The organism is Helicobacter pullorum, from assembly GCF_900638355.1.
Classification (GTDB): domain Bacteria; phylum Campylobacterota; class Campylobacteria; order Campylobacterales; family Helicobacteraceae; genus Helicobacter_D; species Helicobacter_D pullorum.
This window is the reverse complement of the sequence record NZ_LR134509.1, coordinates 594257-616620: the sequence shown is the minus strand read 5'-3', so window position 1 is coordinate 616620 and position 22364 is coordinate 594257. Positions and strand designations below refer to the sequence as shown.

The window sequence follows — 22364 nt, the reverse complement described above, 5'->3', positions numbered from 1 at the left end:
AATCCCTAATAACCTCATCAGATATTTTTAAATCACTCACTTTTCACAATAGCTTTGCTGATAGATTCTTTTGCTAGGCCATTCTAATGCAGTCAAAACTGCACTTTTAGAATCATCATTGATATACACACAACCTGTATCAATTGCTGCAAAATTATCCATAATCATAGGCACCAGCCGCACATCATGCCCAAAAACATTAAAAACCCCATATTTTTTCTTCGTTTCTTTTTCCCAGTTATGCGATTTTAGCCTACTCCAAGTAATCATTTCCGCCTTTTTTTCTTTCTCTTTGTAATAAGGCAATCCAAAACCATGTGTTACAAAAAGCCTCTGTCCTTTTTCATCATAAATAGGTATTTCCAAAAATCTAGGCAATCCCAAAAACCATTCTAAATGCTCGTGTATCTTTTCAAATCCACCATTTTTTTGGTAGCTCTCCATTGCCTCATAACCACCATTGTTAATCCACACTTTATTATAGCCTCTTGGAGGAATTGCATGGTAATATTCAAGCATTAATTCCTCATGATTCCCCAAAACACAAGCATAATTATGATCCTTTACCAAATCCACCACTTCACAAGATTTACTACCCCTATCTATCAAATCCCCAGTAAAAATAATCTGTGAATCCCATTTTTGTGGCAACTTTTCAATCAACGCACACAAGGTATCCAAACACCCATGCACATCACCGATAATATAAAGAGGTTTTGAATAATCCACTTAAATTCCCAACCATTTCAAAATAAAAAAACTCAATGCCCCCAATGCCGCAGAAAAAGGCACAGTTATCAACCATGCTGCCACAATCTTATTGATAGCCGAGCGTTTTACTAGCTCCTCTTGATAAACTTTTTTAAGCTGCTTTTGCCCTTTTTTCTTAAGTTCTGGAATCCCTTCTTGTTTTTTTGCTTTTTTTCTATCAATACTTTTTAAAATCGCAGCTTTTTTCTTGATAGAGGCTTTTCTAAAATATTCCAAAAACTTTTTAATCTGCTCACTATCTCTATCTTTATGAGTTTCTAAAATCTTTAACTCCATTTCTTTGTATCGTTTTTTAAGATACTCTCGCAAAAATCCTACCCCAAAAACCGCTCCCACTGCAATATGCGTAGAACTAACAGGCATTCCAAGCTCACTAGCAACAAGCACAGTCAAAGCCGCACTCATTGCAATACAAAATGCACGAATCTGATCAAGCTCTGTAATCTCACTTCCCACCGTTTTAATCAATTTTGGTCCAAACAACGCCAAACCAATAGAGATTCCAAGCCCACCTAGCAACATAATCCAAAAAGGCACAGCTGCTTCAGCCCCTCCGCTAAATCCACTCTTAAGCGCATCATAAATTGCCGCTAATGGACCAATAGCATTCGCCACATCATTTGCCCCATGTGCGAAACTCAAAAGTGCTGCTGAAAAAATAAGGGGGATTGTAAAAAGCTTATTAATTTCTTCTTTTTTGTTCTCCATATTTTCCAAAGCTTCAGTAATCATCGGTTTAACAGCCAAAAACACCACCACTGCAATCACCAGGCTAATTCCAAAAACTATCATATTATCCAATACAATAATCTTCTTAAGTCCTTTATTAATAAGATACAAGCTAAAAGCCCAAGTCATAAAGGCAATCAAATAAGGCACCACTCGTCTAGCGGCTTGTTTTTTATTTTGCTTATAAGTAATAGCATTTTTAATAAAATACAACAAAAGTGCGGCTATCACGCCTCCAGCCAATGGGGAAATAACCCAGCTCATAGCAATATTTCCAAGTTCCCTCCAATTTGCAACCCCAAAGCCACCTGCTGCTATCCCAGCTCCCAAGATTCCACCCACAATAGCATGAGTTGTTGAAACAGGTGCTCCAATAGCCGTTGCAAAATGTAACCAAATAGCACCAGATAATAATGCTGCCAACATTAAAGTAATAAAAGCCTTAGAATCCCCAATAGCTTCCATTGAAATAATCCCAGAACGCACTGTATCGACTACTTCCCCTCCAGCAATCAAAGCTCCAGAAATCTCACAGACTGCTGCAATGCTAATTGCTCCAAACATACTAAGTGCCTTAGAGCCAACAGCAGGACCAACATTGTTTGCCACATCATTTGCCCCGATATTTAGCGCCATATATCCACCAACAATGGCTGCAAATCCAAGCAATAATGAGTTTTCAATCCCATCATTATTCCACACAACCATCGCAATAATCAACAACACAAATAAAGTAATTACACCTACTTTTTGCACATCCCCATAATTAAGACGCAACGCATTCTCATATCGTAAAAAATCCTTAATATTCACCAGCAATCCCTTATTTTAATTTCTAAAATAAAGTATTCTACAAAAATTTTTTATAAGCCTTCCTTTAACTTCATAGAGTTTGATTAAAAAATATGGAATGAAGTTTGCTTCATCACAATCAAAATCAGTGCAAAGGATATGCAGATGAAAAAACTTAGAGTTTTTACAAAAATAGCAATATTAGGAAGCTTTATTAGTGGTGGATTTTTATTCAATGGTTGTGCAAATACTGACCCACAAATCTCTTTTAAACCACCAGCTTATGTAGAAGAATTACCCCCAAAAGAAGAAGAAGATAACTTTGGGAATCCCGGCAGTATCTTTGGTAGAGGTGATAACCTGCTTTTTTCTGATAGACGCGCTATGCAACTCAATGATCTTGTTACAGTAATTATCAACCAAACAGCTCAAGCAAGCTCTAGTGCCAACAAAAATCTTAATGAAAATTCTAGCGGAACTTTTGGAGGACCAAGCCTAACTTACGCAGGCTCCAGCTCTAGCATAAATAGCATCGTAAATGGTATCAATAATGCCACAGGTTTTGGAATTAATTTGGGTAATAATACTTCCACTTACGCAGGCACAGGAACACAAAACCGCCAAGAAACTTTCACGACTACTATTGCAGCTAGAATCATCAAAGTTTTACAAAATGGCAATTATTTCATTGAAGGTAGCCGCGAAGTGCTTATCAATGGCGAAAAGCAAATTATTCATCTAAGCGGAGTTGTGCGTCCAACAGATATTGCAAGAAACAATACTATAGAATCTCAATACATTGCAGATGCAAAAATCATGTATGATACACAAGGGGAGCTCAAAAAGAATACAGAAAAAGGCTGGGGAACAAAACTTATTGAATCAATTTGGCCATTTTAAAGACTACTTTATGAAACTCTAAGGTAAAATACACAAATTTCTTTACAAAGGATTTGTGTGCAAAAACAATATTTTATAGGGACAAGGGGTGGAGATTCCGCTTCTATCACTTTTAAAGATGCGGTTTTAAATCCTAATGCTGCTTATGGTGGGCTTTATACTTTAGAAAATATACCTCATTTTTCTAAAGAACAAATAGAATCTCTTAGCCATTTTGATTATGCGACTTTAACCAAAACTATTTTTGATGCTTTGGGATTAGGGATTGAAGAATCTACTTTGCAAAAAGCTTTAAATCTTTATCAAGATTTTGATGATTCTACAACCCCAGCACCGCTTGTAAAAATCAATCAAAATCTTTTTCTCCAAAAGCTTTATTGCGGTCCTACTCGCGCTTTCAAAGATATGGCATTGCAGCCTTTTGGAGTGATTTTCAGTAAATTTGTAGAAGATTCTTCTAAAGAGTATCTTATTTTAACCGCAACAAGCGGAGATACAGGACCTGCCACACTCCAAAGTTTTGCTAATAAACCCAATATCAAAGTTGTTTGCATTTATCCAAAAGGTGGCACAAGTGATGTCCAACGCCTCCAAATGACCACTCTAAATGCCAAAAATCTCAAAGTTATAGGGATTAATGGGGATTTTGATGATGCACAAAGCCTTTTAAAACAGCTCCTCAAAGATAAAACCTTCAGCCAAAAATTACAAGAAAAAAACATCTCCCTAAGTGCTGCTAACTCTGTAAATTTTGGAAGAATAGCCTTTCAAATTATTTATCATATTTATTCTAGTTTGCAAATTTATCAGACAACCAAAGAGCCTATCAATATCATCGTCCCAAGTGGAAATTTTGGTAATGCACTAGGGGCATTTTATGCCAAACTTATGGGATTCCCTATCCAAAAAATTTGGATTGCCTCTAATCAAAACAATATCCTAACAGAATTTATCCAAACTGGAATCTATGATATCTCCCAAAAGAGATTACAAAAAACTTATTCTCCAGCAATGGATATTCTAAAAAGCTCCAATGTCGAACGCGTGCTTTTTGCACTTTTTGGCAGCAACCGCACTAAAGAGTTAATGGAAAGCTTAGAAAAAGACAAAAAATATTCTCTCACTCAAATGGAACTTCAAAAGATTCAAGAATATTTTAATGCAACTTTTTGTGATGATTCATACTGCCTAGAAACTATCAATCAAAACGCATTAAATGGGCTAATCATAGACCCACATACTGCTTGTGGTTTCAAAGCCTATGAAGAAATCCAAAAAGAGACGCCAAATACCCCTTGTGTATTATGCTCCACCGCAGAATGGACAAAATTTGCTCCCACATTAGCCAAAGCCCTAAATCTAGGCAGCTTAAGTGATGAACAAGCCTTGCAAACCTTAGCCAAAAATTTCTCACTCAAAATCCCAGAACAAATCTTGAATTTATTCACACAAAAGGAAATCCATACACAAACAATGGATAAAGACAAAATTTATCAAGCCATTTTAGAATGGTTATAAAGGAAGTTTAATGCTATATTTTTCAGAACTTTTATTGAAACTCCAACAATTTTGGAAAGAGCAAGGTTGCTTAATTATCCAGCCTTATGATATTCCAGCAGGTGCAGGAACATTCCACCCCGCAACATTGCTTAGAAGCCTAGATTCTAAACCTTGGAGTGTCGCTTATGTCGCACCCTCTCGCCGCCCAACTGATGGAAGATATGGGGAAAATCCAAATCGCTTGGGAAGCTACTATCAATTTCAAGTTTTAATCAAACCAAACCCTAATAATATTCAAGAACTCTATCTTAAAAGCTTGGAATTTCTAGGGCTTGATTTGAAAAATCATGATGTAAGATTCATTGAAGACAACTGGGAATCTCCAACACTTGGAGCGTGGGGACTTGGCTGGGAAGTTTGGCTAGATGGAATGGAAGTTACACAATTTACCTATTTTCAACAAGTAGGCGGAATCCCTTGTGATCCTGTGGCGGTAGAAATCACCTATGGCACAGAAAGATTAGCAATGTATTTACAAGGCGTAGAGAATGTTTTTGATATTGCTTGGAATGAAAACTACACCTATGCAGATGTGCATTTAGAAGGTGAGTATGAATTCTCAAAATATCACTTTGAAATTGCCGATACCAAAATGCTTTTTGATTTTTTTACAAAAATGCAAGAAGAAGGTTATCGTGCTTTAGAAGCTGAATTGCCACTCCCTGCTTATGATTGTGCAATGCTCTCTAGCCATCTTTTTAATATCCTTGATGCAAGGAAGGCAATTTCAGCAACTGAGAGACAAAACTATATTTTAAAGATTCGAGAACTTTCAAAAGCTTGTGCAACACTCTACAAAGAACAAGAATCTACACGCATTCAAAGATTAGAAAATGCCAAATCCAAAAAATAATATTGCTGAAATCTTAGAAAAATTAGACACTCTAAGCCCTTTTGCCTTGCAAGAATCATGGGATAACTCTGGATTAATTTTAGGCAGCAAATCAAGAAATTTTCAAAAAATCTACCTTGCTTTAGAAGTTACTCAAAGTATTTTAGAGCAAATGGAAGAAAATTCACTTCTTATTACTCACCACCCTTTGATTTTCTCTCCACTTAAAACCCTTATTGATGAGACCTATCCAACTGCCCTATTAAATCTTGCTATTTGTAAAAATATCCAACTTATTGCTATGCACACAAATTTTGATAAGACACATTTTGGGAAATATCTTGTAGAAAAAATTTTAGGAATCAAAACTTACATTCAAGAAGATTTTGCCATTAAATTCCAATGGGATAGCGATTTTGCCTCCCTTTGTGAATTAATAAAAACCAAAATGAATCTCCAAAATCTAAAAATCACTCACTCTCCCAACCCAAAATGCAAAAATATCGCACTTATAACCGGCAGCGGGGGAGACTTTATCCGCACACTTCAAGGCGTTGATTGTTTAATCACTGGGGATATTAAATACCACCAAGCAATGGAATCTTTGCAAAAAAATATACATTTAATTGATTGTGGGCATTATGAATTAGAACGCTATTTTGGGGAAATCCTCTCACCTCTTTTGACAAATCTCGGCTATAAAGCTATAATTTTGGATTCACAAAATCCCTTTTGTTTTGTTTGAGAATATTAAACTTTTGGAGAAAAATATGAATAAACACTTAACCCAACTTATAGAAATTGCAAATCTTGACAAAGAAATCGATTCTTTTGAACCAAGAATCAAAGAAGCAAACAAAGAATTAGACGCAATCTTATCACAAGAAAAAACCCTACAAAGCGAAGTTGAAGAAATCAAAGGCGTTGCAAAGGATATTTCACTCTCAATTCAAAAAAATGAAAATCACCTAGAAGATTTATCCTTAAAGCTAGAAGAAATTGCCAAAAAAACCAAACTCATAAAAACCGAAAAAGAAAGCAAAGCTTTAAGTTTGGAAGAAGAATTAGCTAAAGAGCAAATTACTTTTGCCAATGAAGAAATTGCTAGATTAAACACGCTTTTAGAGGCAAAAAATGCAAATATTAAAGAATTAGAAGACAAGATTAATTCCTTAAAAGAATCACAAAAAGAAATTAGCCAAGAAACCGAAATAGAAGTCCAAAAAATCAAAAAAGAACAACAAGAAATTTTTACCAAAAAAGAATCTTTGGTAGCAAAAATGGACCAAAAAATTATTTCTTTTTATGAAAAGATTCGAAAATGGGCTAAAAACACTAGCGTTGTACCGGTTACAAGACAGGCTTGTGGTGGTTGCTTTATCCGCATTAATGACAAAATCTATTCTGATGTTATTCGCTCTGATGATATTATTACTTGCCCACATTGCGGTAGAATCCTTTATAATCAAGAAGAAAATGCTTAAGATTCTATGACTTTTTTTATAAGCTTTTATTATTTGCTTATTTGCATTGCACATCTTTGTGCGATGCCTTTTTTATTAGCCTTAAGCTTCAAACAAAAATACAAAACCTCAATCAAAAAACGCTTCTTTTTCCCAACCTTTTTTCAAGAATCTGCCGCTTTATATTGGTTTCATGCCTGCTCTTATGGAGAGATAAAATCTTTGCAAAATATTCTTTTATCTCTTCAAGAGCAACTTACAAATGATGAAAAAATCCTCATTACAACCACCACTCAAACAGGATACAATCTCGCAAAAACAAGCTTTCCAAATGCGATTGTTTGTTTTTTGCCTTTTGAAAGTTTTATTCCTTTTTGGATAAAATCCCTCAAACTCAAAAACTTCACACTCACAGAAGCAGAACTTTGGTTAATGCCCCTAGTATGTGCCAAGAAAAAGGGTGCGACCACTCTTTTAATCAATGCACGAATCTCATCAAATTCCTATCCAAAATATCTAAAATTTGCTTTTTTTTACAAAAGGCTTTTTGACTTTATTGACAAAATCTTTTGCCAACGAAAAATTGACAAAAAACACCTCAAAACTTTGGGAGCAAAAAATATCAAAGTCTTTGGAAATCTCAAGCTCAATGAGATTCCACAAATCACAAAACATTACCAAAAACCAAACCAAGAGTTATGGCTAGTTGCCAGCACCCACCAAAAAAATTCTCAATATGAAGAAATTTTAATTTTAGAACAAATTTTAAAAATCCTTCCAAAAGATTTATCAAAATCCCCTAGAATCTTATTTGCTCCACGGCATCCAGAAAGATTCCACTCCATTGCAATATTGCTTAATCAAGTTTTAAAAACACACAAACTACCACCACTAGCCATTGCATCTAAAAGCAGTATCCAAGAAACCATCAATGCACCATTTGGACTAATTGATACTCTAGGGGAACTGAATAATCTTTATTCAATTTCTTCTTTGGTGATTTTAGGGGGAAGTTTCTTGCCCAACATAGGCGGACACAACCCAATAGAACCAGCGTTTTTTGGAGTAAAACTTATTAGCGGACCTTATATTTTTAATCAAAAATCGCTTTTTATGGCTTTACAAAATTACACAATCAGTGATTTAAAGAATCTTGCAGAGATTCTTGCCAAAAGCGACCTTTTAGAACCTACCAAAATTACAAAAAAGCTTGATATTTCAAAAATTATTAACACCATTAAAGGAACAAAATGAAAACAAAACCTCAAAATCCCTCAAACAAAATCCCACCTAATGCTCAAAAAGCCTATAAACTCTTAGCGCTGCAAGAAAATATTTCCAACAATGAAGCAAAAAGCCTTATTGATAGGGGCTTAGTTAGCATACAGGGCAAAAAGCTCAAAATCGCTCGCGCATTGCTTAGTCCGCACACAAAATTCAACATTCAAAAAATACCAGAGATTAAAATTTTATTTCAAGATGATAATATTCTAGCGCTCTCCAAACCCGCTTTTCTTACTTCAGAAGAAATAGCAAAACTCTATCCCAACTGGGCTTTATTGCATCGCCTTGATAAAGAAACAAGCGGGATTTTGCTACTCATTAAAGAAAATAGCCCTTTCCACCTAAAAGCAAAAGAAGCATTCAAAAAAGAACAAGTTTTTAAACAATACATTGCCATTGTTGAGGGCATCATAGAAGAAGAGCAAGAAATCACAGCGCCATTGATTATTCAAAAAGGGAATTTTGCCAAAGTATTAGTTAGCAAAAAAGAAGGCATTAGAGCCTATACGAAAATTACTCCCATAGAGATTATTGGCAAAAAAACCAAATTAGAAATCATCATCAAAACCGGAAAAACTCATCAAATAAGAGCTCATCTAGCCCACATCAAACACCCTATTATCGGAGATACTTTCTATGGAGGAAAACCCGCTAATCGTATTTTGCTCCACGCACAAAAAATCTCTCTTTTAGGCTATGAATTTCAAGATTCTCCCCCAAAAGATTTTATTTTTCAATAAAATACAAAAAATTTTAAGTAACATTTTGGTATATTCTAGCCTCAATATTTTAATTGGAGTTTATTAAAATGAATGAAGCAAAATCAATTTGGATGGATGGGAAACTAGTCCCTTGGCATGAAGCAAATGTCCATATCCTAACACATACTCTACACTATGGAAATGGAGTTTTTGAAGGAACAAGAGCCTATAAAACCGACAAAGGTATGGCTATTTTTAGACTTAAAGAGCACACCAAAAGACTTCTTAATTCCGCAAAAATCGTCGCCATAGAATGCCCTTTCTCTCAAGAAGAACTAGAAAAAGCACAAATTGAAGTGATTAAAGACAATAATTTCTCCAGCAATGCTTACCTTCGCCCTCTTATTTACCTTGGTTATGGAGCAATGGGCGTTTATCACAAAAACTCTCCTGTGAAAGTTGCTATTGCTGCTTGGGAATGGGGAGCTTATTTGGGTGATGAAGGCTTAGAAAAAGGAATTAGAGTCAAAACTTCCTCTTTTGTTAGAAATTCTACCAAATCACTCTTTGGCAAAGCAAAGGCAGCTGCAAATTATCTCAACTCCCAAATGGCAAAATACGAAGCAATCGAATGTGGATACGAGGAAGCTTTACTTTTGGATGATTGTGGAATGGTTGCTGAAGGGAGCGGAGAATGCTTTTTTATTGTAAGAAATGGCAAACTCATCACCCCCCCTAATGATAGCTCATTAGAATCTATTACTCAAGATTCTGTCATCACTCTTGCAAATGATCTAGGAATTGAAGTAATAAGACGCAATATTACACGCGATGAAGTTTATATTGCCGATGAAGCCTTTTTTACAGGGACTGCAGCTGAAATTACCCCTATTTATGATTTAGATGCAAGAATTATCGGAAATGGCAAGAGAGGGGAGCTTACCCATAAACTCCAAAATGCGTTTTTTGATATTGTCTATGGACGCAATCCAAAATACAGCCACTGGCTAACTTATATCCAATAAAGGTGATTTATGCCCATTGATTTAAATGAACATTTAAGACAAAAGAATAAAAACTATAAACCACAAAATGAAAACAACAATGATAGTGGTGGGAATAATGGAAATAACCGCAATAAAGGTTTTCAAAATTATCCCAAAATGCCTTCTTTAAATATGCCAAGTGGCAAAAAAATGGCTGCAATTTATATTTTAATTATCCTCATTGCACTTTTATTTTTACTCAAACCTTTTACCATTATCAATAGCGGTGAAGTTGGAGTAAAAATCACGACCGGGGAATTTGACCCAACTCCACTTCAACCGGGTATCCATTTCTTTATCCCCGGAATCCAAAAGATTATCCCCGTCAATACCAAAGTTAGAATTGCTGAATTCACGAGTGCGGATAATCAAAACTATCGCAATAGAGATGAAGGAAGTATTCGTGATAAAGCTATTAGCGTTTTAGATTCTAGAGGTTTATCTGTTTCTGTGGAATTAGCAGTTCAATACCGCCTTGACCCACTAGGTGTCCCCCAAACTATTGCCACTTGGGGACAAAACTGGGAAGAGAGAATCATCATCCCTGTTATAAGAGAAATTGTCCGCAATGTCGTTGGGAGTTTCCCTGCTGAAGAATTGCCCACAAAACGCAATGAAATTGCCACACTTATTGACCAAAGATTCCGCGAAAACATCAATAGTTTAGAAAATCGTCCCGTACAGCTAGAATCCATTCAGCTTACAGAAATTGTTTTGCCTATTGCCATTAAAGAACAAATTGAACGCGTACAAGTTGCAAGACAAGAGGCAGAAAGAGCAAGATATGAGGTAGAAAGAGCCAAGCAAGAAGCAGAAAAACAAGCTGCACTCGCAAAAGGAACAGCAGATGCCACTATCATTCAAGCCGATGCACAAGCTAAAGCCAATCGCATTATTAGCCAAAGCTTAAGTAGTCATCTCTTGCAACTCCGCCAAATAGAAGTGCAAGGTAAATTTAATGAAGCACTCCAAAACAACAAAGATGCAAAGATATTCCTAACACCCGGTGGCTCTACACCAAATATTTGGCTTGATTCTAAAGATTTACAAAGATCCACTTCAGCGAGTAATTAATGCAAATTTTAGAACAAATTGCTTGGGATAAACTCCAAAACGGACTTATCCCAGCTATTGCACAAGATTATCAAACAAACGAAGTTTTAATGCTTGCTTTTATGGACAAAGAAGCTTTAAAAGTTAGTTTGCAAACCGGCTATGCACATTATTTTTCACGCACCAAAAATCGCCTATGGAAGAAAGGCGAACAAAGTGGGCATACTCAAGAAATTATCGAATTTCTTTTGGATTGCGACAAAGATACTTTGCTTCTAAAAGTCAAACAAAAAGGGGTAGCCTGCCACACGGGCAATCAAACTTGTTTTTTTAATAAACTCACAAAAGATTCCCTTAATACAGATTCATCAAATACATTAGATACTTCTGCAATTTATGGAGTAGTAGATACACTCTACCATACATTGCTAGAACGCAAAAATGCCAATCCAGATACTTCTTATACAGCCTCTTTATACCACAAAGGCGAAAATACCATTGCCAAAAAAATCGTAGAAGAAGCAGCAGAATTAGGTTTTGCTATCAAAGATAAAAACCCCAAAGAAATCATCTATGAAGCAGCAGATTTGCTCTATCACAGCCTTGTTGGTCTTGCCTTTAGCAATATTAATCCAGATTTAGTCAAACAAGAAATCGCTAGACGCTTTGGTTTAAGCGGAATTGATGAAAAAAACTCTAGAAAAAAAGCCAAATAATGGACATTACCTCATTTCAAAATTATTTTCTTTTTCTCAATAAAATCACTCAATATTTTTCACTTCCAGATTATCTTATCCTTATTTCAATTTTTCTAGTTATTTTGCTTTTTTTTCTCTTGAGTATCATATTGCGTTTTAACCTTATTCTAGGCTTTTTAATGCTTTTTATTAGTGGGGCTTTCTTTGTGGCTTCCCCCTTTATTTACCAATATATTATGGAATCTCATCTCAAAAAAATCGAGCTTACTCTCTCTAATAACGACAAACTTCAATATGATGATACTTATTACATTAAAGGCACCATTAAAAACATCGGCTATTTTGATTTAAAAGGCTGTGTTATTTCTACCAATTTTATCCCACAAAATACAGATAAATTCAAGCTTATTAAATATAAAATTAAGCCTATTTTTACCCATAGAGAAACTTATAAACAACCTCTCAAAAAACAAGAAACTCTTGATTTTGAAATTTTATTCCAAGCACCAAGTGCCATTAATACCGACATAAAATACATACTTGAAACTAAAGGTTCTTGCTATTAATGAAAATTGCCATTAGCGTTGGAGACATCAATGGGGTGGGATTAGAAATCTTGCTAAAAAATCACAAAAAAATTTCTAAGCTTTGCACCCCCATTTATTGCATTGACAAACCCTTGCTCCAAAAAGCCGCTAAACTTCTTTGCTTAAAAATGCCAAAAGATATTCTTTGCATTTCCCCAAATGTTGAGATTCCAAACATCACTCCCGCACAGATTACCCCACAAAGCGGCGCTTACTCTTATGCAAGCTTTCTTTTAGCCATCAAACTCACCCAAGAAAAAAATTCAAAAGCACTTGTTACCCTCCCTATCCACAAAAAAGCATGGCAGCTTGCAAATATCCCTTATGCGGGGCATACTGAAGCCTTTAGGGATATTTTCAAAAAAGAAGCCATTATGATGCTAGGCTCACCCAAACTCTATGTAGCACTTTTTACAGATCATATACCGCTCAAAAAAGTTCCCCCAAAAATTTCCCAAGAATCTCTAGCCTCTTTTCTTTTGGCTCTTGCTCCACATATTCACAAAACACCTTGTGGAGTTTTAGGGCTTAATCCACATGCTGGAGATTTTGGAGTTTTAGGCAATGAAGAAAAAATGATAAAAAATGCCATAGATTATGCCAATTCTAATTTCAAAAAACAAATTTTTATAGGACCACTTGTCCCTGATACTGCCTTTATAGGAAAACACCTAAAATATTATGTCGCAATGTATCATGACCAAGGATTAATCCCTCTCAAAACACTTTATTTCAAAGAAAGCATTAACCTAACTCTAAACCTCCCAATTATACGCACCTCTGTGGATCATGGAACCGCCTTTGACATTGCTTATCAAAACAAAGCCGATTCCAAAAGTTATATGAATGCTATTAAAGAAGCGATTTTTCGCGCCAAAGAAAAATACTAATCACTCCCCATATCCATATTTTTCTACTACAAAATCAATATCTTTATCGCCTCTACCGCTAAGATTGACAAGGATTTTTTTGCCCTTTAGCTCTGGGGCAATTTTGAGTGCATAAGCTAGGGCATGGCTAGATTCAATAGCTGGGATTATGCCCTCTTTTTTGCTAAGTTCAAAAAACGCATTAATCGCCTCTTTATCATTGATAGCTGCGACTTTGGTGCGTCCGATACTATGCAAATACGCATGTTCTGGTCCTACACTCGGATAGTCAAGCCCACTTGCCACGCTATGCACCGCTGCAGGCTCTCCACTAGAATCTTTTAGCATAATGCTATTAAACCCATGCATTACACCTTCACTCCCATAGCTAAGGCTTGCAGCATGCTCTCCTAAGCTACTTCCACGCCCCAAAGGCTCCACTCCCACAAGCTCCACCGCATCATCGATAAATCCGCTAAAAATCCCCATCGCATTGCTTCCACCGCCTACACACGCGGCGACAATATCGGGCAGCTCTCCTGTCATTTCCAAAAACTGCTCTCTAGATTCAAAGCCCACAACAGCCTGAAAATCCCGAACCATCTTAGGAAAGGGGTGAGGTCCCACCACCGAACCAATGGCGTAAATACTATTAACCGGGTCACTCAAATACGCCTCAAATGCCGAATCCACCGCTTCTTTTAGCGTCTTTGCTCCCGCACTCACACTCACGACTTTTGCACCCAAAATCTTCATTCTCACGACATTTGGACGCTCTTTGGCAATATCTACTTCCCCCATATGAATCTCGCATTCCAATCCAAAATACGCTGCTGCAGTCGCCAAAGCCACTCCATGCTGTCCCGCACCTGTCTCGGCAATTAATTTCTTTTTGCCCATAAATTTTGCCAGTAGTGCCTCACCCATACAATGATTAAGCTTGTGTGCTCCCGTGTGGTTTAAATCCTCGCGTTTGAGATAGATTCCCGCACCGCCGTATTCTCTCGTGAGATTGTGTGCGAAATAAATAGGTGTGGGGCGACCTTGGAAATGCTTGCGAATTTTTCGCAACTCGGCGATAAAATCACTATTTTGTGCGATTAAATTATATGCTTGCTCAATCTCTTTCATAGCCTTTGCTATCGGCTCTGGGACAAAGCTTCCGCCAAACTTACCAAAATATCCATTGCTATCTGGGAATTGCTTAAAATAGGGTTTTTGCATACTATATCCTTTGTGGCTAAATTTTATATTAGATTATACCCTAGCCTTGCTAAAATATCCATGCAAATCAAAAATAAACCCATCACAAAACTGCCACCTTATAACTTAAACTCTAAATCCTTAATCCGTTTTGGCAAATCATTTTGCACACAATTCCCATAACTCTTAGCTTCTAAGACTTGTTGAGTATTATAAGGATTAATAAGAATTTTTTCACTACAAAAAGCATTTAAAACGCTTGTTGTTTCACTAAGGAAGGTATTGTACTGATTTTGTTCATAAGTTTTTTGCAAGGTATTATTCGTAATGAAAAATCCATATTGCCCTAATAAATTCTGAAGTTTATAGGATATTTGCATGGGTTTTGTAGGGCATATTTCAAAAATCAATCTACTAAATATTTGAGGAAATATTACTCCAAAGTTTATGTTATCACATGAGATTACAAACATTGTCTCTCTGTATTCAATTCTAAATCTTAAATTTAAATTATAAAAAAGCAAAACCAATACATTTGCAATTTGTTGTTTTACTTCAAAAGTATTGAGAAAATGCCACACTTGACCTTTATTTTTCAATTTCTGAAAGGAAATATTTTGCAGATTTATCGTATCTTTTCCACCATATTTCTTAATCCAAATTTTATGATTCAACTCCCATTCACTAAAAACATACAAACTAGCAGGATTACTCCAAAATTTCGTATTTTCACATGTATGGACAAGTTTAAGTGGTATTGCTTCACATGTATCATGCCAAGGGATAACATTATAGCCCAAATCCCTAGCGTCCCTAAAAGAAAAATCATAAAATGTGGCTATCATACCAATGACTGCTTCATCAATTGATAATTTCCCTCCTTTTGCACAAAAATCAATCAGCATTTCAAAACATTCTTGAGTAAGATTTGCTGGGGCTTTGTCAAAGATTCTTTTAAAAACACAATAAACGCCTGCATTATGCCCTTGTACTCCATCAACCTTTTTGCCTCTATATTTTTCCAAATACTCCTTAGTGAAAGCTCTCTCAAACAAATAAGCCCCCAAATAATCCACATCATCTTGCTTAATTAACTCTTGCAAAGAATCCAAACAAAGCATATCAACATCAAGGAAAACGGCACTATTAGTTCTAGCTCTCCTTAAAATATCAAAAATATAGTATTTACAATAGATAAGTTTGGAATATCTTTTGGTAAAAACAGCATTCTTAACTACTTCATCATCTTGAATATCCCTCAAAAAATCCTCATTGCTATATCTTTCAAAGATGATTTTATCTTGCCAAATGCTTTGTATTTTTCCTCTAGTTTCCTCATCAATCCCATCATACATTACATAGATTTTATCAATTAAATCTTCATTGTATCGCTTAAGCCCAATAATCATATTTGCTAAAGCAAAATCGTATTTCTCATCACAAACCATAAAAATAGTAGTTTTATTGGGAATGGTTGCTTCTGTAATGTTTGTATTATCTAGTGGGTTACTTGCCCCCCCCCCCGCTAATTTGTCTATCATTTACTTGCCCTTTTTAAGTTTCATTTCAAATTTGTAAATTATAGTAAATCGTTACTTAAAAATATTAAATCAAGTCACTTTTATCATTGCAAACACAACGACTTTGAAATACCGCAAAACAAATCAACAATCACAGAATCATTAACAAAATCTCCACTGCATTATTGCAAGATTTTTCAATAACACATCATTATTTTATTTAAAGCTTTAAGTTATATTTTTGTATGATTTCAAATTATTTTAACTTGGGAAGTTTTTATGCAAAAGCTTAATTACAAAGATTCGGGCGTAGATATTGCAGAGGGAAATGCACTGGTTGAAAACCTCAAAGGACTTGTTAAATCCACTTTTAATGCTAATGTATTAGGTGGGATTGGCTCCTTTAGCGGTGCTTATGCACTTCCTAGTGGATATAAAGAACCAGTGATTTTAGCTGCTACTGATGGTGTAGGGACAAAACTTCGCTTAGCCATTGATTATGGAATCTTAAATGGTGTGGGGATTGATTTAGTTGCTATGTGTGTCAATGACCTTATTTGCAACTTCGCTACTCCATTATTTTTCTTAGATTATTATGCCACAGGCAAGCTAGATAAAACAAAGGCTTTAGAAGTTATCAAAGGAATCACTCAAGGTTGCCTAGAAGCACAATGTGCTCTCATTGGCGGAGAAACTGCAGAAATGCCGGGAATGTATGAAAAAGAAGATTTTGACCTTGCGGGATTTGCAGTTGGAATTGGAGAAAAAGAAATTATCCAAAGAGGAAGTCAAGCTAAAGTTGGAGATGTCCTCATTGCACTTCCAAGTAGCGGAATCCACTCTAATGGTTATTCTTTAGTTCGCAAGATTCTTACCCAAAACAATATCGACTTAGAAAGTATTTTTGAAGGAAAGCCACTCATTGAAACACTTTTAACGCCTACAAAAATCTATGTTCAAACCTTCAAAAAACTTCAAGACAAAATCAATGCCTTAGCTCATATTACAGGCGGTGGGCTTATTGAAAACCTCCCTAGATGTTTGCCAAGCAACATTGATGCAATGATAGAAGAATGCAAAATTCAAACTCCACCTATTTTTAATCTACTTTCCAAATACACCGAAGAATCCGATAAATACAGAACTTTCAATATGGGTGTAGGAATGGTGCTTGTTTGCTCTCAAGAAAATGCAGATTTAGTGGCAAAAGAATCAGGTGGTTATATTTTTGGGGAATTAAAAGAAGGGAATAACAAAGTAATTTTTGTTTAATGCTATTTTTTTGGTATAATTAAACATTATTTATAAATTATCAAAAGGATTTGATTATATGCTAGATAGCATAAAACGCTTTTTCAAAATTTACCCCATTCCTATCTTTGTGCTTTTGTTGGTATTTATCATCTATTATTCTGTATTTGAAATATTAAGAAAACAAGAAATTGTTTCTACCCAGCCTATCACAGAAGCAGAATCTATGCAAAATGAATTTGTTGCACCATTGCAACCACAGCAAAATACTCAAACACAAAAAAACGAAAACCCTATTCCCCAAAAACCTATTCCCACCAAACAAGAAACGCCTACACAAAATACAAAAACCTATATTACAACAAAAGTGAGAGCCCTCAATATTCGTCAAGAACCAAATACAACCTCACCTATAATAGGCAAATTAACCTCTAATATGCAAGCTGTAATCTTAGAAGACAATGGAGAATGGCTCTTAATTGGTGCTGCTCAAAACAATAATACTTTGGGTTGGGTCCTAAAAAATTATACAAAAATCCTCCCCAAAACACCGATAATTCACGATATGGAAGAGATTACACTAGATATTCATATACCTCAATACTACACTTCCAAAGTCCCTCGCCTCAATATTCGTCAAGAACCAAATACAACCAGCAATGTTTTAGGCACTTTAACTCCCGATGATAGCATAGAAATTTTAGAGACAAAGGGCGATTGGGTGAGATTCCAAGATATTAATCCCTCCTCTCAAAAAAATGGTTGGGTTATGCGTAGATTCCTCAAAGAGATTTAATAATGCAATTTGCAGTCATAGGTAATCCAATCTCCCATTCCCTCTCACCTATTTTGCACAACACTGCTTTTAAAGCACTAAAAATCAATGGTTTTTATGGGCGTTACTGCTTAGAAGATTCAAAAGATTTTCTTTGCCTCAAAGCCCTCCACCTAAAAGGGGCAAATATCACAATTCCTTTCAAAGAGACAGCTTTCTTGCACTGCACAAAAGTTTTTGGAATAGCACAACAAATCAAAGCAGTAAATACTATCCTTTTTAAAGATAATCAAATTTTTGGCTACAACACCGATGCACTCGGATTTTATCAATGTATAGAAAAATACCCTTTAAAAAATGCTTTGATTTTGGGTGCTGGCGGTTCTGCAAAAGCGGTTGCTTGCATTTTGCAAGAAAAAGGAATCCACACTACCATTCTAAACCGCTCACAAGCTAGACTTGATACCTTTATCAAGCTTGGTTTTCACACCTCAACTTATGAAAATTTCACCCAAAAAGAATCCTATGACATCATTATCAACACAACTCCTTCTGGGCTAACTAATGACTCTCTACCGCTAGATAAAACAAAACTTACTTCCATTTTAAAAAGCTCTCAACTTGCATTTGATTTGGTTTATGGTATCCAAACGCCTTTTTTGCAACTTGCTAAGAATCTACACATTCCATTCCAAGATGGCAAAAATATGCTTATCAACCAAGCAATCCTTGCTTTTGAAATTTTTATGGAATCGCTGGATATTTCTTTTGATAAAAATCTCCTCATTAAAAGTATGCAAAATGCTCTTTAAAAACTTATTTATGCTACAATAAAAGAAAAGGAGAGACAATGAATGTTACAATCACTTCACGCCATCTTGAATTAACAGATTCTATTAAAGATTACATTTTACGCCTTAGTCAGAGTTTAGAAAAATACAACTTAGACATTTTAAGCACACGAGTGGTTATCTCATACCAAGAAAAAAAGGGCAAAGAAAAGAAAAAACGCTCTTATATAATTGATATTACTATCTCCATTGCAAAAGCAAACACCGTAGTTATTAGCCAAAAAGACAAAGATTTATATGCAGCAGCTGATTTAGCTTTTTCTCGTATGCACAAGATTTTGCGTCGATACCATGATAAAATAAACTACAAACAAGCCATACCAAGCGAAGAAATTATGGCAGCAGAGATTTTGCGCAATGAAGCAACTGCCTCTAATCAAGAAGATGAGATTGTCCCAATGGATTTAGACTTACATAAACCACTAGATATAGAAGACGCACTAGAAAGGCTAAAAAGCAGCTCCCAGCAATTCTTTGTTTTTAATGATAAAGATTCCAAAATGCGTGTTATTTACAAAAGAATTGATGGCAAATACGGACTCTATTAAAAAAATTTATTTAGTAGGTGGGGCAATAAGAGATTATCTACTAGGTTTCCCCACAAAAGATAAAGATTATGTTGCAGTAGGCTCTGATGAAAAAGATTTCATCAATTATCCAAAAGTTGGAAAAATATTTCCTGTTTTTTTAATAGATTCTCACACTCAAATCGCCCTTGCAAGGACAGAAACCAAAACCGCAAATGGCTATAATGGCTTTAGTTATCAAACCAAAAATATCACCCTCACACAAGATCTAAAAAGGCGTGATTTAACCATTAATTCTATGGCATTAGATTTACAAACCCATCATATCATTGATCCCTTTAATGGCAAAAAAGATTTACAAAACAAAATCCTACGCCATACCTCACAAGCTTTCTGCGAAGACCCTTTGAGAGTTTTAAGGATTGCAAGGTTTAGAGCCAAATTAGGCATTAAGTGGAAAATCCACCCAAGCACAAAAGCCCTCATCTACACCATGAAAAAAGAATTGAAATTTTTAGAACCCAATCGAATCTACCAAGAAACCATAACCGCCCTTTCTTACAAAAACTCTTATTTATTTTTTGAAACCCTTTTTGAACTCGGGGTTTTAGAGGAAATTTTTCCTTCTATTTATGCACTTACAACACTCAAAGAAGGCAGCCTCTATCATCTTGAATCCTCAGTTTTTGTCCATACAATGGAGGTTTTAAAATTGCTTTGTTCAAATTCAACACTTCTCAAACTCGCAGCCCTCTATCATGATATTGCAAAACCCTATACTTATCGTCATTTTGGTAACTCCAATGGGCATGATAACCCAAAAATCGTAGAATCCTTAATCGATATGCAAATTCCAAAAAACATCAAAAAACAAATGCTAATATTAATCGCCAATCACATTAAAATTTCCCATTTGTCCCAAATGCGTCCAAACAAGATTCTTCATTTCTTTGAAAGTTTTAATAAAGATAAAATGCTCCTAAAAGCACAAATTAAGCTTTTTTATGCCGACCAAAAAGGAAGAATCAGCGATTATAAAATCCCCTCTCTCCCTCTTAAACTCATATTCAAAATCTTTTATGCACTCCAAGATTACTCACCACAAGAGTGGATAATCTCCCAAGCTAATAAGCCATCAGGAGATACCATTAAAAACTATGTTTTGAACTCCAAAATAAAGCTTATCAAAAGCATTCTCCAAAAAGAAAATTGCCTATAACTTTTATTATCTATAAGCAATTTCTCCATGCAAAGATTGATCCAAACCATTAACCTCTTGCACTTCCTCCACTCTAAGCGGACTAAAAAATGAAATAACTTTCAAAATCACAAAACTTGTTATAGCCGATAAAACAAAACAAGCCAAAATTGCCACTATCTGCACTCCAAGCAAAGCAAAGTCTCCACTATAAAACAATCCTTCACTTGCTGCTTCTTTGCTTACAATGCCATTAACCGAACTTGTAGCAAAAAGCCCTGTGGCAATTCCTCCCCAAATTCCGCCTACTCCATGCAATCCAAAAGCATCCAAAGTATCATCATAGCCAAATTTAGACTTCAAATAACTAATCGCAAAAAAGCAAATAGGGGAAGCCAAAAATCCAATCAACACCGCCACAAATGGAGTAACAAAGCCCGCTGATGGCGTGATAGAAACAAGCCCGGCAACAATCCCTGTAATGCTACCAAGCAATGTTGGTTTTCCAAATTTCACCCATTCAATCATCATCCAAGATAACATTGCCCCAACAACAGCAAAGTTAGTTGTCAAAAACGCATTAACCGCAACAGAATTAACACTCAAAGCACTACCTGTGTTAAATCCAAGCCAACCAATCCAAAGAAAAACTGCACCAATAAATGAAAGGGGCAAATTATGTGGCATAATCCCTTTTGCATACCTTCTTTTTCCAAGCATTATGCACCCTACAAGCCCAGCCACTCCTGCTGCAATATGCACAACTCCACCGCCTGCAAAATCCAAAGAGCCTATTTTCATAAGCCAGCCTCCACCCCATACCCAATGTGCCAAAATATCATACACAAAAGTACTCCAACACAAAATAAAAATCAACAACACCCCAAAACGCATTCTCTCCGCAAAAGAACCCGTAATAATCGCTGCTCCAATCACCGCAAAAAGCATTTGAAAAAATACAAAAAGATTCTCACTAATCATTCCAATACTTTCTCCCTCAATACCTACCAAAAATATATGATTCAAATTTCCAATGACCAATCCAATATCATCGCCAAAAGCCAAAGTATAGCCCACAATCACCCATTGAATCGCTACAAGCGCATAAAGCATAATGCTATTAATTGTCGTGCTTAGCACATTGTTTCTATTGACCATTCCAGAATAAAACATACCCAAAGCAGGTGTCATCAACAAAACCAATCCACTACAAGCAATCAAAAACAAAGTATCTACTGCGGATACTTCATTTTCAGCACCAAATCCAAAAACACAAAAAAACAAAAACAACAAAACTTTTTTCATCTTCTCTCCCTACATATTTTAATGCTCTAAATAGCCTCTGTCCCCTCTTCATTAGTGCGAATCCTAATCACATTAGACACAGGCAAAATAATAATCTTTCCATCTCCAACATTTCCGGTATTGAGGCACTTTTTAGCCACTTCTACAATCTCATTTACCATACTTTCTTTGCTCAAAATCTCCACTCTTACTTTTGGCAGCAAATCAATCGTCATTTCATTCCCCCGATACACTTCAGTTTTGCCTTTTTGATTCCCTGCTCCCATTACATTGCTAACTGTCATTCCCTTGATTCCTTTTTGAGAAAGCGAATCTTTTAAAATATTCAGCTTTTCAGAACGCGTAATAATCTCTACCTTATAAATTTTTTCCATATTTATCCTTTTTGCTGTTAAAATTGCAGTTGGAATTATACAAACTTAAATATTAACTTAATTTTAAAAACTATA

Annotated in this window: 23 protein-coding genes; 17 read left to right on the top strand and 6 right to left on the bottom strand. The window is 35.6% G+C overall.

Translation table 11 applies throughout. From position 1 onward, the window contains the following. Nucleotides 1–36 precede the first annotated feature (36 nt). Entirely contained in the window at nt 37–729 is a 693-nt protein-coding gene (locus tag EL247_RS03145; protein WP_126441990.1) for a metallophosphoesterase family protein, read from the bottom strand. After that, nucleotides 730–2313 carry an inorganic phosphate transporter gene (locus EL247_RS03140; protein WP_126441989.1) on the bottom strand — a complete coding sequence of 528 codons (1584 nt, stop codon included), beginning with the start codon at nt 2311–2313 and terminating at the stop codon, nt 730–732. Nucleotides 2314–2457: 144 nt separating this feature from the next. On the opposite strand from EL247_RS03140, the gene flgH reads away from it, so the two are divergent. The 12 genes from flgH to pdxA all read left to right on the top strand — a co-directional run bounded on the left by flgH (nt 2458) and on the right by pdxA (nt 13306). Further along, a complete protein-coding gene (gene flgH, locus EL247_RS03135; protein ID WP_054195672.1) occupies nt 2458–3192 on the top strand; it encodes a flagellar basal body L-ring protein FlgH in 735 nt (244 codons plus the stop codon). Nucleotides 3193–3249: 57 nt separating this feature from the next. After that, the gene (thrC, locus tag EL247_RS03130) at nt 3250–4710 is read left to right on the top strand and encodes a threonine synthase (protein WP_126441988.1); all 1461 of its coding nucleotides are present in this window, start codon (nt 3250–3252) and stop codon (nt 4708–4710) included. A 10-nt stretch (nt 4711–4720) separates the two neighbouring features. Then, the gene (gene glyQ / locus EL247_RS03125) at nt 4721–5605 is read left to right on the top strand and encodes a glycine--tRNA ligase subunit alpha (protein ID WP_126441987.1); all 885 of its coding nucleotides are present in this window, start codon (nt 4721–4723) and stop codon (nt 5603–5605) included. Then, nucleotides 5586–6329: a Nif3-like dinuclear metal center hexameric protein gene (locus EL247_RS03120; protein WP_126441986.1), complete on the top strand. Its 744-nt coding sequence runs from the start codon at nt 5586–5588 to the stop codon at nt 6327–6329. Before glyQ ends, EL247_RS03120 begins: the two co-directional genes overlap by 20 nt. A gap of 25 nt (nt 6330–6354) precedes the next feature. Further along, nucleotides 6355–7068 carry a zinc ribbon domain-containing protein gene (locus tag EL247_RS03115; RefSeq protein WP_040500151.1) on the top strand — a complete coding sequence of 238 codons (714 nt, stop codon included), beginning with the start codon at nt 6355–6357 and terminating at the stop codon, nt 7066–7068. A gap of 6 nt (nt 7069–7074) precedes the next feature. Further along, a complete protein-coding gene (gene waaA / locus EL247_RS03110) occupies nt 7075–8301 on the top strand; it encodes a lipid IV(A) 3-deoxy-D-manno-octulosonic acid transferase (RefSeq protein ID WP_126441985.1) in 1227 nt (408 codons plus the stop codon). Then, the gene (locus EL247_RS03105; protein WP_005023346.1) at nt 8298–9071 is read left to right on the top strand and encodes a pseudouridine synthase; all 774 of its coding nucleotides are present in this window, start codon (nt 8298–8300) and stop codon (nt 9069–9071) included. Before waaA ends, EL247_RS03105 begins: the two co-directional genes overlap by 4 nt. Nucleotides 9072–9139: 68 nt before the next feature. After that, a complete protein-coding gene (locus EL247_RS03100; protein WP_005023349.1) occupies nt 9140–10057 on the top strand; it encodes a branched-chain amino acid transaminase in 918 nt (305 codons plus the stop codon). Nucleotides 10058–10066: 9 nt separating this feature from the next. Beyond that, nucleotides 10067–11152 carry an SPFH domain-containing protein gene (locus tag EL247_RS03095; RefSeq protein ID WP_104719302.1) on the top strand — a complete coding sequence of 362 codons (1086 nt, stop codon included), beginning with the start codon at nt 10067–10069 and terminating at the stop codon, nt 11150–11152. Then, nucleotides 11152–11847 (top strand): bifunctional phosphoribosyl-AMP cyclohydrolase/phosphoribosyl-ATP diphosphatase HisIE, encoded by a 696-nt coding sequence (hisIE, locus tag EL247_RS03090; RefSeq protein WP_126441984.1) that lies wholly within the window; start codon nt 11152–11154, stop codon nt 11845–11847. The genes EL247_RS03095 and hisIE overlap by 1 nt, the downstream gene beginning before the upstream one ends. A gap of 161 nt (nt 11848–12008) precedes the next feature. Beyond that, complete coding sequence (locus tag EL247_RS03085) at nt 12009–12395, top strand: DUF2393 family protein (protein ID WP_232019779.1); 387 nt, start codon at nt 12009–12011, stop codon at nt 12393–12395. Continuing rightward, on the top strand, nt 12395–13306 hold the full coding sequence (pdxA, locus tag EL247_RS03080; RefSeq protein WP_126441982.1) for a 4-hydroxythreonine-4-phosphate dehydrogenase: 912 nt from the start codon (nt 12395–12397) through the stop codon (nt 13304–13306). The genes EL247_RS03085 and pdxA overlap by 1 nt, the downstream gene beginning before the upstream one ends. On the opposite strand, the gene trpB is transcribed toward pdxA, so the two are convergent. Together trpB and EL247_RS03070 are read right to left on the bottom strand one after the other, a co-directional pair. Then, the gene (trpB, locus tag EL247_RS03075) at nt 13307–14509 is read right to left on the bottom strand and encodes a tryptophan synthase subunit beta (protein ID WP_126441981.1); all 1203 of its coding nucleotides are present in this window, start codon (nt 14507–14509) and stop codon (nt 13307–13309) included. A 98-nt stretch (nt 14510–14607) separates the two neighbouring features. Then, complete coding sequence (locus EL247_RS03070) at nt 14608–16029, bottom strand: glycosyltransferase (RefSeq protein ID WP_126441980.1); 1422 nt, start codon at nt 16027–16029, stop codon at nt 14608–14610. 258 nt (nt 16030–16287) lie between these two features. On the opposite strand from EL247_RS03070, the gene purM reads away from it, so the two are divergent. From purM to EL247_RS03045, 5 genes are read left to right on the top strand one after another with little or no spacing between them, the layout of a single operon-like run. Further along, nucleotides 16288–17280 (top strand): phosphoribosylformylglycinamidine cyclo-ligase, encoded by a 993-nt coding sequence (gene purM / locus EL247_RS03065; RefSeq protein ID WP_126441979.1) that lies wholly within the window; start codon nt 16288–16290, stop codon nt 17278–17280. A gap of 58 nt (nt 17281–17338) precedes the next feature. Then, nucleotides 17339–18055, top strand: a complete 717-nt coding sequence (locus tag EL247_RS03060) for an SH3 domain-containing protein (RefSeq protein WP_065827001.1) — start codon at nt 17339–17341, stop codon at nt 18053–18055. Between the two features lie 2 nt (nt 18056–18057). Beyond that, a complete protein-coding gene (locus tag EL247_RS03055) occupies nt 18058–18846 on the top strand; it encodes a shikimate dehydrogenase (RefSeq protein WP_065838161.1) in 789 nt (262 codons plus the stop codon). A 38-nt stretch (nt 18847–18884) separates the two neighbouring features. Further along, the gene (gene hpf / locus EL247_RS03050) at nt 18885–19433 is read left to right on the top strand and encodes a ribosome hibernation-promoting factor, HPF/YfiA family (RefSeq protein WP_126441978.1); all 549 of its coding nucleotides are present in this window, start codon (nt 18885–18887) and stop codon (nt 19431–19433) included. Beyond that, complete coding sequence (locus tag EL247_RS03045; RefSeq protein WP_408609796.1) at nt 19369–20631, top strand: polynucleotide adenylyltransferase; 1263 nt, start codon at nt 19369–19371, stop codon at nt 20629–20631. The genes hpf and EL247_RS03045 overlap by 65 nt, the downstream gene beginning before the upstream one ends. Nucleotides 20632–20637: 6 nt before the next feature. Here the strand turns inward: EL247_RS03045 and EL247_RS03040 are convergent, their stop codons facing one another. Both EL247_RS03040 and EL247_RS03035 read right to left on the bottom strand, forming a co-directional pair. Next, nucleotides 20638–21915 (bottom strand): ammonium transporter, encoded by a 1278-nt coding sequence (locus EL247_RS03040; RefSeq protein WP_126441976.1) that lies wholly within the window; start codon nt 21913–21915, stop codon nt 20638–20640. A 26-nt stretch (nt 21916–21941) separates the two neighbouring features. After that, nucleotides 21942–22289 carry a P-II family nitrogen regulator gene (locus EL247_RS03035; RefSeq protein ID WP_005023379.1) on the bottom strand — a complete coding sequence of 116 codons (348 nt, stop codon included), beginning with the start codon at nt 22287–22289 and terminating at the stop codon, nt 21942–21944. Nucleotides 22290–22364: the final 75 nt, after the last annotated feature.

Excerpts from the sequence above, each read along its gene's own strand:
- EL247_RS03055 (WP_065838161.1), top strand. The coding sequence starts at position 18,058 with ATGCAATTTGCAGTCATAGGTAATCCAATCTCCCATTCCCTCTCACCT.
- EL247_RS03035 (WP_005023379.1), bottom strand. The coding sequence starts at position 22,289 with ATGGAAAAAATTTATAAGGTAGAGATTATTACGCGTTCTGAAAAGCTG.
- trpB (WP_126441981.1), bottom strand. The coding sequence starts at position 14,509 with ATGCAAAAACCCTATTTTAAGCAATTCCCAGATAGCAATGGATATTTT.
- EL247_RS03060 (WP_065827001.1), top strand. The coding sequence starts at position 17,339 with ATGCTAGATAGCATAAAACGCTTTTTCAAAATTTACCCCATTCCTATC.
- EL247_RS03105 (WP_005023346.1), top strand. The coding sequence starts at position 8,298 with ATGAAAACAAAACCTCAAAATCCCTCAAACAAAATCCCACCTAATGCT.
- flgH (WP_054195672.1), top strand. The coding sequence starts at position 2,458 with ATGAAAAAACTTAGAGTTTTTACAAAAATAGCAATATTAGGAAGCTTT.
- glyQ (WP_126441987.1), top strand. The coding sequence starts at position 4,721 with ATGCTATATTTTTCAGAACTTTTATTGAAACTCCAACAATTTTGGAAA.
- hisIE (WP_126441984.1), top strand. The coding sequence starts at position 11,152 with ATGCAAATTTTAGAACAAATTGCTTGGGATAAACTCCAAAACGGACTT.
- EL247_RS03085 (WP_232019779.1), top strand. The coding sequence starts at position 12,009 with ATGCTTTTTATTAGTGGGGCTTTCTTTGTGGCTTCCCCCTTTATTTAC.
- EL247_RS03070 (WP_126441980.1), bottom strand. The coding sequence starts at position 16,029 with ATGATAGACAAATTAGCGGGGGGGGGGGCAAGTAACCCACTAGATAAT.
- pdxA (WP_126441982.1), top strand. The coding sequence starts at position 12,395 with ATGAAAATTGCCATTAGCGTTGGAGACATCAATGGGGTGGGATTAGAA.
- EL247_RS03115 (WP_040500151.1), top strand. The coding sequence starts at position 6,355 with ATGAATAAACACTTAACCCAACTTATAGAAATTGCAAATCTTGACAAA.
- EL247_RS03045 (WP_408609796.1), top strand. The coding sequence starts at position 19,369 with ATGATAAAGATTCCAAAATGCGTGTTATTTACAAAAGAATTGATGGCA.
- waaA (WP_126441985.1), top strand. The coding sequence starts at position 7,075 with ATGACTTTTTTTATAAGCTTTTATTATTTGCTTATTTGCATTGCACAT.
- hpf (WP_126441978.1), top strand. The coding sequence starts at position 18,885 with ATGAATGTTACAATCACTTCACGCCATCTTGAATTAACAGATTCTATT.
- EL247_RS03120 (WP_126441986.1), top strand. The coding sequence starts at position 5,586 with ATGCCAAATCCAAAAAATAATATTGCTGAAATCTTAGAAAAATTAGAC.
- EL247_RS03095 (WP_104719302.1), top strand. The coding sequence starts at position 10,067 with ATGCCCATTGATTTAAATGAACATTTAAGACAAAAGAATAAAAACTAT.
- EL247_RS03100 (WP_005023349.1), top strand. The coding sequence starts at position 9,140 with ATGAATGAAGCAAAATCAATTTGGATGGATGGGAAACTAGTCCCTTGG.
- EL247_RS03040 (WP_126441976.1), bottom strand. The coding sequence starts at position 21,915 with ATGAAAAAAGTTTTGTTGTTTTTGTTTTTTTGTGTTTTTGGATTTGGT.
- purM (WP_126441979.1), top strand. The coding sequence starts at position 16,288 with ATGCAAAAGCTTAATTACAAAGATTCGGGCGTAGATATTGCAGAGGGA.